General features: G+C 56.3%; 14 protein-coding genes. 5 read left to right on the forward strand and 9 right to left on the reverse strand.

Annotated features, from left to right (window positions below):
• Positions 1-97 precede the first annotated feature (97 nt).
• The 3 genes from dnaG to rpsU form a co-directional block, all read right to left on the reverse strand.
• Positions 98-2,020, reverse strand: coding sequence for a DNA primase (gene dnaG, locus QZ516_RS02560; RefSeq protein ID WP_297185788.1), 1,923 nt, complete (start codon positions 2,018-2,020; stop codon positions 98-100).
• A gap of 417 nt (positions 2,021-2,437) precedes the next feature.
• Positions 2,438-2,887 (reverse strand): GatB/YqeY domain-containing protein, encoded by a 450-nt coding sequence (locus QZ516_RS02565; RefSeq protein ID WP_297185791.1) that lies wholly within the window; start codon positions 2,885-2,887, stop codon positions 2,438-2,440.
• An 80-nt stretch (positions 2,888-2,967) separates the two neighbouring features.
• Positions 2,968-3,183 carry a 30S ribosomal protein S21 gene (gene rpsU, locus QZ516_RS02570; protein ID WP_036859726.1) on the reverse strand — a complete coding sequence of 72 codons (216 nt, stop codon included), beginning with the start codon at positions 3,181-3,183 and terminating at the stop codon, positions 2,968-2,970.
• Between the two features lie 194 nt (positions 3,184-3,377).
• Here rpsU and tsaD point away from each other — a divergent pair, with 194 nt between their 5' ends.
• From tsaD to folK, 3 genes are read left to right on the forward strand one after another with little or no spacing between them, the layout of a single operon-like run.
• On the forward strand, positions 3,378-4,415 hold the full coding sequence (tsaD, locus tag QZ516_RS02575; protein ID WP_297185793.1) for a tRNA (adenosine(37)-N6)-threonylcarbamoyltransferase complex transferase subunit TsaD: 1,038 nt from the start codon (positions 3,378-3,380) through the stop codon (positions 4,413-4,415).
• 5 nt (positions 4,416-4,420) lie between these two features.
• On the forward strand, positions 4,421-4,777 hold the full coding sequence (gene folB / locus QZ516_RS02580; protein ID WP_297185796.1) for a dihydroneopterin aldolase: 357 nt from the start codon (positions 4,421-4,423) through the stop codon (positions 4,775-4,777).
• Positions 4,777-5,328 carry a 2-amino-4-hydroxy-6-hydroxymethyldihydropteridine diphosphokinase gene (gene folK / locus QZ516_RS02585; protein ID WP_365332692.1) on the forward strand — a complete coding sequence of 184 codons (552 nt, stop codon included), beginning with the start codon at positions 4,777-4,779 and terminating at the stop codon, positions 5,326-5,328. Before folB ends, folK begins: the two co-directional genes overlap by 1 nt.
• 22 nt (positions 5,329-5,350) lie before the next feature.
• Here the strand turns inward: folK and QZ516_RS02590 are convergent, their stop codons facing one another.
• The 4 genes from QZ516_RS02590 to QZ516_RS02605 form a co-directional block, all read right to left on the reverse strand.
• A complete protein-coding gene (locus QZ516_RS02590) occupies positions 5,351-5,686 on the reverse strand; it encodes a TraR/DksA C4-type zinc finger protein (protein WP_297185799.1) in 336 nt (111 codons plus the stop codon).
• Positions 5,687-5,758: 72 nt separating this feature from the next.
• Positions 5,759-6,157: an Hsp20/alpha crystallin family protein gene (locus tag QZ516_RS02595; RefSeq protein ID WP_297185802.1), complete on the reverse strand. Its 399-nt coding sequence runs from the start codon at positions 6,155-6,157 to the stop codon at positions 5,759-5,761.
• Positions 6,158-6,373: 216 nt separating this feature from the next.
• Positions 6,374-7,111: a pteridine reductase gene (locus QZ516_RS02600; RefSeq protein ID WP_297185805.1), complete on the reverse strand. Its 738-nt coding sequence runs from the start codon at positions 7,109-7,111 to the stop codon at positions 6,374-6,376.
• Positions 7,108-8,337, reverse strand: a complete 1,230-nt coding sequence (locus QZ516_RS02605; RefSeq protein WP_297185808.1) for a multifunctional CCA addition/repair protein — start codon at positions 8,335-8,337, stop codon at positions 7,108-7,110. Before QZ516_RS02605 ends, QZ516_RS02600 begins: the two co-directional genes overlap by 4 nt.
• Positions 8,338-8,460: 123 nt before the next feature.
• Between QZ516_RS02605 and QZ516_RS02610 the strand changes: the two genes are divergently transcribed.
• Both QZ516_RS02610 and QZ516_RS02615 read left to right on the forward strand, forming a co-directional pair.
• Positions 8,461-9,432, forward strand: a complete 972-nt coding sequence (locus tag QZ516_RS02610) for a magnesium transporter CorA family protein (RefSeq protein WP_297185811.1) — start codon at positions 8,461-8,463, stop codon at positions 9,430-9,432.
• 8 nt (positions 9,433-9,440) lie between these two features.
• The gene (locus QZ516_RS02615) at positions 9,441-10,370 is read left to right on the forward strand and encodes a mechanosensitive ion channel domain-containing protein (RefSeq protein ID WP_297185813.1); all 930 of its coding nucleotides are present in this window, start codon (positions 9,441-9,443) and stop codon (positions 10,368-10,370) included.
• Here the strand turns inward: QZ516_RS02615 and QZ516_RS02620 are convergent.
• Positions 10,367-10,549 (reverse strand): hypothetical protein, encoded by a 183-nt coding sequence (locus tag QZ516_RS02620; protein ID WP_297185814.1) that lies wholly within the window; start codon positions 10,547-10,549, stop codon positions 10,367-10,369. The two genes, QZ516_RS02615 and QZ516_RS02620, sit on opposite strands and share 4 nt — an antisense overlap.
• Positions 10,550-10,672: 123 nt before the next feature.
• A complete protein-coding gene (gene uvrA, locus QZ516_RS02625) occupies positions 10,673-13,498 on the reverse strand; it encodes an excinuclease ABC subunit UvrA (RefSeq protein WP_297185816.1) in 2,826 nt (941 codons plus the stop codon).
• Positions 13,499-13,752 lie beyond the last annotated feature (254 nt).

A 13,752-nucleotide genomic window follows, 5' to 3' on the forward strand; every position in this document is an offset into this window, starting at 1 on the left:
TGTCACGTTGGGGCAAAATAGGACGCCGGATTATACGGTAATAATCCGGCGCTGTCTTACCTGATTTTCGGTATGGCCGCAATTAGCCAGCTGTTGGTTATCTTGGCTTCGATTTTGCAAGGACTTGATTAAAAAGCGCTTTTACCTCGTCTGTCCGTTGGTCCGATGGCAGTTTCGACCAGGCATTGGTAAGCTGCTTGAGGTCGTGGTCATCGACGGTCTCCCTGGTCGCCAGGAACTGAATCACCTGTAGTGGTTCAAGTTTCAGAATTGACTGGCGAAGCAGCTGATCCTGAATCTCCTGAAACTCTTTTTCATTGTCCCTGAGGCTGTTTGCCACGGGCCTGAGCAGATCGGTGGCGGCAATTTTGGCCAGTCGATCCGCCTGCGCGGGGTCATGCATTCCCCGCCAGTAACCCAGTATATGATTGAGGCTGTATCCCGGGTTTTCAAGGATGAGCTCGACCAGTGGCACTAAAATATCCAATCCCTCGATATCGAGTTTGCGCAGTGCGTCCAGATCCGTGACCAATTTTGCCAACTCTGGATGGTTGGCCAGCAGGGCGATCAGCGTGTGCACGGGCGGCATTTTGATCCGATTCTGCTGGCCGGCCTGAACCGGTTGGTCGCGGCCACTCCCGGATACAGGCTCTTCCTCGGGGTAAACGGGGTAGTCCCAATCCGGTTGTGGCGGCTGATACACCGGTTGGCCCCGGGTTTCCTCCGGCTCCATGTAATCGCCCAGTGTGGCGATATCCAGACCAATCTTGTCGGCGACTGCCCTCAGCATCAGTTCGCGAAAGACCCCGCGCGGCATGCGCTTGATCATCGGCGCGGCCTGTTTCCACATTCTCGCCCGATTGTCGGGGCTATCGGTATTAAGACCGAGCGCCATGGTCTCCATGAGGAACTCGGAGATGGGGGTGGCCGACTGTACCGTTTCGAGGAATTTTTCAGGACCGATCTGTCGCACCGTGGAATCGGGATCTTCGCCGCTCTGCAGGAACATAAATCGCGCTGAGCGCCCGTCAATCATCAACGGCAGGCAGGTGTCCAGTGCCCGACTGGCGGCATTGCTGCCAGCCGCGTCGCCGTCAAAGCAGAACACCACTTCGGGTGTATAGCGGAACAATTTTTCCAGGTGCTCGGTGGATGCAGAAGTGCCGAGTGTGGCAACCACATTGAAGATGCCGTGCTCAAAAAGCATGACCACGTCCATATATCCTTCTACCACGAGCATGAAGGGGATTTCGCGCAGCTCCTTGTTCGCCTCGTAGAGGCCGTAGAGCTCCCGGCCTTTGTGAAACAAGGGCGTTTCGGGTGTGTTCAGGTACTTGGGCTTTTCTTCTGTCAGGACGCGACCGCCAAAGCCGATGGTACGACCGCGAATATCCCGGATAGGAAACATGATGCGGTGGCGGAAGCGGTCGTAAACCTTGTGCTCCTCCACCTGGTCGATGACCATGCCGCTCTCTTTGAGCAGTTTGATATCGTGATCAGTGTGACCCATGCGGTTGAGCATATTGTCCCAGCCGGGCGGCGCAAAACCGATGCCGAACTTGCGGGCGGTCTCTCCAGAAACGCCGCGGGACTTCAGGTAATAAACGGCTTCAAAAGCGAAGTGATGATGCCGCAGGGAACTGCGGAAAAAACGATCAGCCTGTTCAAGGGTATGATAGAGCGCCTTACGTCGTTCAGTTGCCGCGTCGCTGGGCCCGGCTTCGCGGGGAACGTCCAGACCAGCCTGTTTGGCGAGGGTTTCAACGGCTTCCGGAAATGAAATTCTGTCAAAATCCATGACAAAGCCGATGGCATTGCCACCGGCGCCGCAACCAAAACAGTAATAGAACTGTTTATCCTGGCTTACCGTAAAAGAAGGGGTTTTTTCGTCGTGAAACGGACAGCGGGCTGAGTGGTTTTTACCGGATTTTCGCAGGTCAACCCGACCGCCGACGACATCTACAATATCGACGCGATCCAGCAGGTCGTCGATAAAGGTTTGTGGAATCTTGCCGGCCATAGAAAAATATCAGTGGTCAGTTAATAAACACTGGCCTGCCCGGAATGCATGCTTTTTTTATCAGTTGGCTGACCAGAATGAGCTATACAGCTTAGCGGCAATATCGATCCCTATCTAGGGCCTGTTAACACTAATTAAATAATTGCTGCTGGAGGTCAGTTTTGTCCTCAACAAGGCAGAGGGAGGGAGAATAGTGGTCTATTTGAGCGACTGAGAGCCTGCCCCATGAACGCAGTGAGTGCTTTGGGCATAACGCAGATGGGGCCAAAATTGGCCCCAGCCCTACGGGTTGTTACCCAACAATGTCCACTTGGCGTTGCGCCTCGCTCATTTGGAGCCACCAAACCACGCTCACCGCGCCTGAATTGGACATTGTTGGATAAACAACAGCGGCTATTCAGTGAGTGTTAGCAGACCCTAGCCTAATTTTGCCTTTACCAGGCCGCTCACAGCGCCGACATCCGCTCTGCCCTGGATCTGGGGTTTGAGTACTGCCATGACTTTTCCCATATCGCGCATGGACTCGGCACCGCTTTCTGCAATTGCGGCAGTGACCATGCCGGCCAGCTCTGCGTCGCTGAGCGGGGCGGGAAGAAACGCCTGAATGACCTCAATTTCTGCCTGTTCCTTTTCGGCCAGTTCAGGGCGGTCGGCGCTTTCAAACTGGGCGATGGAATCGCGGCGCTGTTTCACCATTTTGTCGAGTACCGCCAGGACTCTGGCGTCGTCCAGCTCGATGCGTTCGTCCACTTCAATGCGTTTCAGTTCCGACAAAATCAATCGGATCGCGCCCAGCTTTTCCTTGGCCTTGGCGCGCATCGCCTCTTTCATTGCCTCGCTAATCTGCTTTTTCAGGGTATGGCTCATGATCTGTTCCTCAAACGCAAAAAGCGCCGACATTGCGGCGCTTGATGGATAGCTATCTGTTCTGACTGATCGGGATCAGATCAGTACAGGCGCTGGAATTTCTTCGTTTCGCGAGACTGCTTCTTGGCGTGGCGTTTTACCGCGGCAGCCGCCTTGCGCTTGCGCTCCCAGGTGGGTTTTTCAAAAAATTCACGGCGGCGCACTTCTGCCAGCACGCCAGCTTTTTCACATGAGCGTTTGAAGCGGCGCAGAGCCACATCAAAGGGTTCGTTTTCTTTAATTCGAACGAAGGGCATGTAACCTCTATCCTGTTCTGTTCATTGGTCGTGTTGTACCCGATCAAAGGTGCAACGTTCAAGGGCGCGTATTCTATACACTTCCAGCAATGGTTGCAAAACTTTATCTGGCCGCTGGTCGGTTGGGCTAACTGCATGAATTGGCGACTTTTTTGGCGTATGATTGCGCGTTTCCGAACAGGGGATAAGCGGCGGTGCGAGTACTGGGAATAGAAACATCCTGCGATGAGACCGGCGTAGCTGTGTACGACAGTGATTGCGGCCTGCTGGCCCACGTTCTGTACAGTCAGGTGGCCGTTCACGCAGAGTACGGCGGTGTCGTTCCCGAACTGGCCTCCCGCGACCATGTGCGAAAGCTGTTGCCGTTGATCCGGCAGGTGATGGCCGAGGTTGACCTGTCGGCCAAAGACATCGACGGCGTAGCCTACACGGCTGGCCCCGGACTGATAGGCGCCCTGATGGTGGGCGCCAGTCTGGGTCGTGCGCTGGCGTATGCCTGGCAGGTGCCAGCTATTGGTGTGCATCACATGGAGGGCCATTTGCTGGCCCCGATGCTGGAAAAAAGCCCCCCTGATTTCCCTTTTGTGGCGCTGCTGGTGTCCGGCGGCCATACTCAGTTGATTGAAGTGCAGGCTATTGGTCAGTACCGGATCCTCGGTGAGTCCGTGGATGATGCGGCGGGCGAGGCCTTTGACAAGGCGGCCAAGATGCTCGATCTGGATTACCCGGGCGGGCCTGAAATCGCCAGGCTTGCCCTGCAGGGTGATGTGACACGGTTTCGCTTTCCCCGCCCCATGACGGATCGCCCCGGGCTGGATTTCAGTTTCTCCGGACTGAAAACCTATACCCTGAACACTATTGCCGAACATAGAGGCGAGGATGTGTTGCCGGATCGGCAGACCATGGCCGATATCGCCTGTGCTTTTCAGGAGGCGGTGGTGGATACACTGGCGATCAAATGTCGCAGGGCGCTGGAGCAGACTGGTTTGACTACATTGGTGATTGCCGGGGGTGTCTCGGCCAATAGCCGTTTGCGCGAAAAACTGGGCGCCAGCCTTGCCAGGGTCAATGGCCGGGTTTTCTATGCCCGCCACGAATTTTGCACCGATAACGGTGCCATGATTGCTTACGCCGGGTGTTGCCGGCTGATGGCGGGGCAGCAGGAGGATCTGGGCATTCGCACGCTGCCGCGCTGGCCAATGGATACCCTGCCCGCACTGGCTGTGGAGTGATATCGATGGACATTGTCTATATCCGGAATCTGCGCATTGCCACCGTTATCGGCGTTTATGACTGGGAGCGGCAGGTGCGCCAGATCGTCAGTCTTGATCTGGAGATGGGCGCGGATATCAGCAGGGCGGCCGACACCGACGATATTCAGTACACCCTCGATTACAAGGCTGTGGCAGACCGGTTGACCGCGTTTGTCGGCGGCAGTGAATTTCTGCTGCTGGAAACCATGGCGGAGCAGGTGGCGACGATCGTGCTGATGGAGTTTTCGGTGCCCTGGCTGCGTTTGCGTATCGGCAAACCCGGCGCCATTGCCGAGGCAGACGACGTGGGCGTTTTGATTGAGCGGGGTGCACGCCGCTGATGCTGGCACAGGTTTATCTCAGTCTTGGCAGCAACATCGACCGGGATCACTACATTCGCGCTGCGCTGGATGCCCTGGCGGAGCAGTTTGGTGAGCTGAAGATCTCATCTGTCTACGAGAGTGAGTCCGTGGGCTTTGTCGGCGATAATTTTTTCAATCTGGTGGTGGGACTCAGCACGGAACTGTCTGTCGGTGAGCTGTCCGGGTATCTGAAGGCGCTGGAGTATCGCCATGGGCGCCAACCGGATTGTGCGCGTTTCAGCAGCCGAACGCTGGATATCGATATTCTGACCTATGCAGACCTCACCGGCAGGGTGGACGGGGTCACACTGCCACGCGGTGAAATCCTGGAGAACGCCTTTGTCCTCTGGCCATTGGCAGAATTAGCCCCCGATGCGCGGCATCCGTTGCTGGGTACCTGTTATGAAACACTTTGGCGCAACTATTCTGACCGGTATGACCGGCGCGGCCAGTCACTCTGGCCGGTATCCTTTTGCTGGCGGGGTAGTGAGCTGTCGCGGTTGATGAACAGCGGTGCCGGAGCCTCCTGATTAACGCCGACCATTTGCCGGTTCAGGCCGCACAGGTGATGCAGAGATTGGTGTAGGGAACTGCCCTGAGTCGTTCTACGGAGATTTCCCCACCGCACTGGCTGCAAAGGTTATAGTTGCCGGATTCGATGCGTTCAAGCGCCCGATTGACCAGGGAAAGTTCCCGCCGCGCTTCATTGCCGAGGGCTTCAACCACTTCGTCGTTCTCGCGTTCCTGAGCCTGTTCTTCCCAATCCCTGGAGTGAGCCTGGGAAATATCGGTTTTGAGGTTGGATAAGCGGTCTACGAGCTCCGTCTGACGGGTGTGTAGTTGCTGTTTGATGGCTTCAAGTTCATGGGTCATGGATGGCCTTGTCATAAAAAGTGACCGAACCTTGATTTTTCATTAATTGAAGGTTCGGCCACAGGGTTGAAAGTAAGACAGTATGTTCTATTTGATCTTGATACGCTTTTGCTCCGGTTCTGCCTTGGCAACTTTTGGTGCAGTCAGTTTCAGTACCCCGTCCTTGAAGGAGGCCTTGATATCTTCCTCGTGGACATCGCCGCCCAAATCAAAGCTTCGCACATATCTGCCATAGCGGCGCTCCTGACGAATGACCTTGCCCTCTTTTTCTTCCTTCTGTTCCTGAGTGGTTTCTGCCTCCAGACGCAGCACACCGTTTTCCAGGGTGATCTTGATATCCTCTTTTTTGATACCTGGCATTTCTGCCGTGATTTCGTAGTGATCGTTCTTGTCCATGATATCTACCCGGGGCGAAAAGAATGAGCCGGGGGTATCCACTTCACTGCTGCGGGCTGGTGCCCAGAAGTCGTCAAAAAAACGATCCATGTCGAACAAACTCCCTCTCGGTCTTGGTATTAGTGACATGATAAAACCTCCATTAATGAGCCGTTTTTTCTGGTTGAACAGCCTGTTAAGCGTTGCTCAAAAAGCATAGTCCAAATGACGGTTTTTGAGTGCCTGCTTATTACATGGGGTGCTGTAGCTGGGGTTTCAAGTCGGAGGGGGAGGATGAGCTGATGCTGGTTTGATCTGTATCAAGGGTTAGATGTTGAGGTGGCTGCCACCGTCTACCGCAATGACCTGTCCGGTGATATAGCTGGCGTCAGTAGCCAGAAAGAGGGCCATGCCTGCAATATCGCGGGGATGGCCGATCCGTTGCAAGGGCACGCTCTGGTTGACCTGCTGCTTGACTGTCTCGCTCATCTGTTCATCGTGGTGTGGCCAGAGAATGACGCCGGGGGCAATCCCGTTGACGCGCACCCGGGGTGCCAGTTCACGGGCCAGCGCTTTGGTCATCATGGCGTTGCCGGCCTTGGCAATACAGTAGATGCTGTAACCCGCCAGCGGGCTGCGGGCATAAATATCGGCAATATTGATAATGCTGCCGCGCTGTTTACGAAGTGATTCGGCGAGGCTTTGGCACAGGAAAAATCCCCCCTTCAGATTGCTGTCCATCAACTGGTGCCACTGTTGCTCCGTCGCCTCTTCAAACGGTGTCGGGAAAAAACTGGAGGCATTATTCACCAGCACATCGACCCGACCCCGCCAGGCCATCACCTCGGCTGCCAGTTTGTGAACGGCCTTGGCGTCACCCAGGGCCGCCGAAAAAACCGCAACCGAGTTCCTGCGCTGGGTATTTAACCTGTCGGCCAGGGCCTGGGCCTCCCCGGTTGAGCGGTGGCAATGAAGCGCCACGTCAAACCCTGCACGGTGAAAGGTGCAGGCGATTTCAGCGCCAATGCGCCGTGCTGCACCGGTTACCAGGACAACCCGGTTCATCCGTGACAGGGCTCCCGCAGGTTGTTGAGAATAGCCAGTCGACGCTGCTCAATAGCCTGACCGAGCTGTTTGCCGCTCAATCCCTGCTGCAGAAATTCCCCGGCACTGACCTCCCGAACCGCATCACAGGCACGGCGCAACCACTCGCCGGTGGTGTAGGGCTGTTGTTCAAATCCCAGGCGGCCCCTGGCATCGGCTTCGCAGCATTGAACGAAGTTGCTCAGCTTGACCGGATCGCGCAAAGCACCAATTTCCTGCAGCAGTCGCAGGGTGGTGGCAGCTTTCAGGTGAGGTGCCCTGTGGCAGTTGAGGTGATGCCGCGTCACGGCCACTGCCAGTTCGCGAAACCGGTTGGGCACCCGCAGTCGGTCACACAACTGATTGACCAGTTTGACGCCGCTGGCCTCGTGACCAATGTGGCGGGGCAGGACCTCTGCCGGGGTAATGGCTTTGCCGAGATCATGCACCAGTACGGCGAAGTGGACAGCCGGGTCGTTACTCAATATGGCGGCCTGATCCAGGGCCATCAGAACATGCAGCCCCGTATCAATTTCGGGGTGGTAATCCGCCCGTTGCGGTACACCGAACAGGGCGTCAACTTCAGGAAACAGCGCCTTGAGCGCACCGCACTGGCGGAGCACGTCAATGTAGGTTCGCGAAGATCGCTCGGCCAGTGCGCGTTCTGTTTCCATCCAGACCCGCTCGGCGGAGAGATACTGCAATTCGCCACTGCGGGTGATGTTCGTCATCAATGTCAGGGTTTCCGGTGCAACGGTAAAACCGAGGTGTGCATAGCGCGCGGCAAAACGCGCTACCCGCAGTACGCGCAGCGGATCCTCCGCAAAGGCTGGCGAGACATGCCGCAATAACCGTTGCTGCAAATCCCGCTGGCCGCCGTAGGGGTCAATCAGGTTGTCATTGCCATCCATTGCCATGGCATTGATAGTGAGATCCCGGCGGCTGAGGTCTTCTTCCAGAGTAATGTTGGGATCGGTGCAGAACTGAAATCCCTGATAGCCCCTGCCGGATTTTCGCTCGGTGCGGGCGAGAGCGTATTCCTCGTTGCTCTGCGGGTGCAGAAATACCGGGAAATCCTTGCCCACCGGGCGGTAGCCCTGGGCCGTCAGTATTTCCGGTGTGCCACCGACCACGACCCAGTCCCGTTCATGAACCGGGTAGTCGAGTAGTTTGTCGCGGACGGCACCGCCGACCAGATAGACTTCCATAGGTGATTCCCAGAGTGAATGGCTATGTTAACAGTCGCGCCACCTGGCAGGTATCATTGACCAAAAATTTTCAGGTTAAAGAATACCTGTCATATACTCGAAAAAATCAAGCGGGAGCGGGATATGTTGCGTACCACATTGCTGGATGACAGTGGCCAGCTGCAACAGGGTGGTGTCGAACTGATTGATCGGTGGCGCCAGTCTGATAAAAGTTTTTTATGGTTGGACCTGTACGGTGAAGCCGAAAGCGAAGAAGACGCCCTGTTTGGCCAGTTTGGCATCCATCCCCTGGCGATGTCGGATGCGAGAAGGCAGCGTCACCCGCCCAAACTGGAGGTGTTTGACGACCATCTGTTTATAGTCCTGCAGGGGCTCGATGCGGAAAGTCAGACCCTCGATTTTGGCAGGATACAGATAGCGATGTTTGCCGGGGAGCGGTTCCTGGTGACCCGGCGGGATGGTCTGTCGGTCAGCATCAATCACTGGTGGGGGGCAGACCAGTTGTCCAGAACCATGGCGGCGGGTGGTATCCATCTGGCGCTGGCCATTTCCAAAACCGTGGCACAGCGCTATCTCGACCTACTGCTGGCGTTTGAACCGACCCTGTCGGAGCTCGAGGATGGTCTGCAGGAGCATCCCGACGACCAGACCATGCGCGAGCTGACCACCCATCGCACCCGGTTGCGCAAACTTCGCCGGGTGTTCAGGTATCTGGCGGGTGTCTTTGAGGCGTTGCGCGAGGTGGATACTCCACTGTTCGATGCCGAGTCCCGGGAGTACCGCCATCAGTTGCTGGATGTCTACGAGAAATACGAACGCTTGTTCTCGCTGTCTACCATGTATTACGAAGTGGCCAGCGATCTGGTGGACGGCTACATTTCCCTGACCTCCCACAATCTCAACAGCACAGTACAGATTCTCACGGTGCTCACTGCGATTTTTGTGCCACTGACGTTTTTGGCGGGTATTTACGGTATGAATTTTGAGAACATGCCGGAGCTCGGCGCTGAAAACGGTTATTTTGTATTGCTCGGGACAATGGCCCTGATTGCCATCATTTTACTGGTAGTGTTCAAGCGCAAACACTGGCTATAGGGGCTGTGATGAAAGTATTAAACGAATGGTTGCAATTCAGACTGCTGGAAATCGGCGACTACGTGCTCACACTGGCCGATGTGGTTCAGTTTGTCCTGATTATGACCGTGACCCTGGTGATGGCACGTCGTATCAGCCGGGTTCTCACCCGTCTGGTGGGTGCCCGCAGTCGCATTTCCCCCAGCCAGTTGTATACCTTCACCCAGTTGCTCAGCTACATCATCCTGCTGGTGGGTTTTCTGGTGGGGCTGTCCAGCCTCGGTTTCAGTCTTGACAAGATGTTGCTGGTGGCCGGTGCTCTGGGCGTGGGGATTGGTTTTGGCCTGCAGAACATTGCCAACAACTTTATTTCCGGGATCATCATCCTGTTCGAAAAATCCCTGCGGGTCGGCGACTTTGTGGAACTGGAAGCTGATCTGTTCGGCGAAGTCAGGCAGATCAATATCCGCAGCACCCTGATCCGCACCCTGGACAATGCCGATATCCTGGTGCCGAACTCGGAATTTATCAACGGGCGGGTGAATAACTGGACCCTGGACGACGACGAGCGCCGTTTTAGCATTCCCTTCGGTGTGGCCTACGGCTCGGATACTGACAAGGTGCTGGCGGTGGTGCTGGCGGCGGGAAAGGCTGTGCCGCTGACCTATGAAGGCAATAACCGTCAAACACTTGTAATTATGAAGGGGTTTGGCGACAGCAGTCTGGATTTTTCCCTGTCGGTCTGGGTGAGAGGGGAAATGATCAAGCGAGCCGGGTTTGTCAGGTCCGAATACCTGCTGGCGATTCACCGGGCGCTGGTTGAGAATAATATCGAGATACCCTTCCCGCAGCGGGATCTGCACCTGCGTTCGTCCTCGGTGCCACTGGCGGCCAGCGTTCCCGAAGCAGAGGAGCAACCTCTGCCGGCCAACCGGGACAACAGTGAGTCATCCTCTTAGCGGCACTGCTGTCGTTCATTGTTGGCGACAAAGGCAAAGAAGCGACTCAGCTGCTCTGGCCCCAGGGTGACCGGATGCGCATCACAGCCAAACAGCTTGCGGTTTTTTTGATAGTGACTGGCATATTTTGCCAGTCGAATCCGGGAGCGGAGTTGGTAGACAAGTCTTGATGAAAACATGGTTATTCTTCCAGGCTGTATATTTATACAGTATCTTAGCGATGTTCGCTGAAATAACAATACCTGAACAGAAAAAACTGGCTGCTACCGGTGCCTGCGCGGGCTTGCCCGATGACAAAAAGCCTAACTGTCCAACAGTTTGCGCAGGAATTGCCCGGTGTGGGAGTGCTCGGCGGTGGCCACCTGTTCCGGTGTGCCGGTGGCGATAATCTGACCGCCCCCCGAGCCACCTTCCGGCCCGAGATCCACCACCCAGTCGGCAGTCTTGATCACATCGAGGTTGTGCTCGATCACCACCACGGTGTTGCCGTGGTCCCGCAGTCGGTGCAGTACGGCCAGCAATTGCTGGATATCGTGAAAATGCAGGCCGGTGGTGGGTTCATCCAGAATATACAGGGTATTGCCGGTGTCCCGCTTGGACAGTTCGCGCGATAACTTCACCCGCTGGGCTTCGCCGCCGGACAGGGTGGTGGCGGCCTGTCCCAGCCGGATGTAGGACAGACCCACGTCGATCAGGGTTTGCAGTTTGCGGGCAATGGCGGGCAGTGCCTCGAAGAAATCCCAGGCATCCTCCACGGTCATATCCAGCACTTCGTGGATATTTTTGCCCTTGTAGCGAATTTCCAGTGTCTCGCGGTTGTAGCGCTGCCCTTTGCAGACATCGCAGGGCACATAAATATCCGGCAGGAAATGCATTTCCACTTTGGTGACGCCGTCGCCCTGGCAGGCCTCGCAGCGACCACCCTTGACATTGAAACTGAAACGGCCCGGTTTGTAGCCCCGTGAGCGGGCTTCCTGGGTGCCGGCAAACAGTTCCCGGATGGGGGTGAAAATGCCGGTGTAGGTGGCGGGGTTGGAGCGAGGGGTGCGGCCAATGGGGCTCTGGTCGATATCCACGCATTTGTCCAGCAGGTCCAGTCCCTCCACGTCCCGATGGGGGGCGGCCTTGAGTGTGGTGGCTTTATTGAGCACCGTGGCGGCGAGGGGGTGGAGGGTGCCGTTGATCAGGGTTGATTTGCCAGAACCGGACACCCCGGTAATGCAGGTAAACAGGCCCAATGGCAGGGACAGATCGACCTGTTGCAGGTTGTTGCCGCTCGCTCCCAGCAGTCGTAACTGCTGCCTGCCGGCTTTGGTGCGGTTGGCCGGAACCGCAATCATCTTGCGTCCGGACAGGTAGTCTCCGGTCAGGGAGTTCGGTGCATTGATAATGTCCTCGTAGGTGCCGCGGGCGACAATCTCGCCGCCGTGCACCCCGGCGCCGGGACCGATATCGACAATATAGTCGGCCGCCCGAATTGCCTCTTCGTCGTGTTCGACCACGATCACCGTGTTGCCCAGATCCCGCAGACGGGTAAGTGTGGCCAACAGCCGCTCGTTATCCCGCTGGTGCAGACCGATGGACGGTTCATCGAGAATGTACATGACGCCCACCAGACCGGCACCGATCTGGCTGGCCAGGCGAATCCGCTGTGCTTCCCCGCCGGATAGCGTCTCGGCGCTGCGGTTCAGATTCAGATAATTCAGGCCGACATCCACCAGAAAGCGCAGGCGGTCACGGATTTCCTTGAGGATTTTTTCGGCGATCTGACCACGGCTACCGGACAGGCTGAGCTGTTCGTAGTAGTCCGTCAGTTCGCCCACCGGTATGTTGCCCACTTCCGGTAAGGTCTTCTCGTCGATAAACACATGTCTTGCCGACTTGCGCAAACGGGCACCCTTGCATTCGGGGCAGCCTTGAGTGCTCAGGTATTTTGCCAGGTCTTCCCGCACCATCTGCGACTCGGTTTCCCGGTAGCGGCGCTCCATGTTGGGGACAATGCCCTCAAAATGATGGGCGCGCTTGAAGACGGTGCCTTTATCATTCACGTAGTTGAATGTGACAACCTCCTCTCCGCTGCCAAACAGCACCACTTGCTGCTGTTGTGGGCTGAGCTGCTCAAAGGGCGTGTTGATATCGAAACCGTAATGGTCGGCCAGCGAGGTCAGCATGTTGAAATAAAACAGGTTCTTGCGGTCCCAGCTGCGAATCGCGCCCTCGGCAATGGACACCTCCGGGTGTTGCACCACCCGGTCGATATCGAAGAATTGCTTGACGCCAAGGCCGTCGCAACCGGGGCAGGCCCCAGCTGGATTGTTGAAGGAAAACATCCGCGGTTCCAGCTCGTCGATGCTGTAATTGCAGACGGGGCAGGCAAAGCGGGAGGAAAATACCTGCTCCTTGAGCTGCTCACCCTCCATCCCGGTGATGATGGCCAGGCCTTCCGAGAGATTCAGTGCCGTTTCAAATGATTCCGCCAGCCGCAGCTGCAGATCGGGTTTGACCTTGAAGCGGTCAACCACCACCTCGATATCGTGTTTCTTATTCTTTTCCAGAACCGGCACATCATCGAGATCCACCACCAGGCCGTCCACCCGTACCCGGATAAACCCCTGGGCCCTGAGGGTTTGAAACACATGAATATGCTCCCCCTTGCGACCGCGAATAATCGGTGCCAACAGCATCAGGCGGCTCTCGTCGGGCAGGGCGAGCACCTGATCCACCATCTGACTGATAGTCTGCGCCGCCAGCGGTTCGCCGTGTTCGGGACAGCGGGGTTCTCCAACCCGCGCAAAGAGCAGGCGCAGGTAATCGTGGATTTCGGTGATGGTGCCCACGGTGGAGCGGGGATTGTGTGAAGTGGACTTCTGTTCGATGGAGATGGCGGGGGAAAGCCCCTCAATGTGCTCCACATCCGGCTTTTCCATCATCGAGAGGAACTGTCGTGCATACGCCGACAGGGATTCCACATAACGACGCTGGCCCTCCGCATAGAGAGTGTCAAAGGCCAGGGAGGATTTGCCGGAGCCGGACAGGCCGGTCACCACGATCAGCTTGTCGCGGGGCAGATCGAGATCAACGGCCTTGAGGTTGTGGGTGCGTGCGCCACGGATCGAGATGTTTTGCATTCAACAGATGTCCAGAGGGAAAACCGGAAATCATGGGCAAGGTGGGGCGGGAAAGCAAGAGCCTAGGAAAGCAAGCACCTAGATAGTCCCTAAGATAATCCTATTAGGGCAGCGGAATAGGGCGGCAGTGTAAAAGAGCATGACAAATCTGTAATCGGCTAAACCTGCTAACTCCGATTTTCTGAGATAGGGGTATTTTGCTTGCCAATCGTTTGGTCAATCTTGCTACAATGCCGCCGGATCATTAATCCACG

The organism is uncultured Porticoccus sp., from assembly GCF_913061305.1.
GTDB lineage: Bacteria > Pseudomonadota > Gammaproteobacteria > Pseudomonadales > Porticoccaceae > Porticoccus.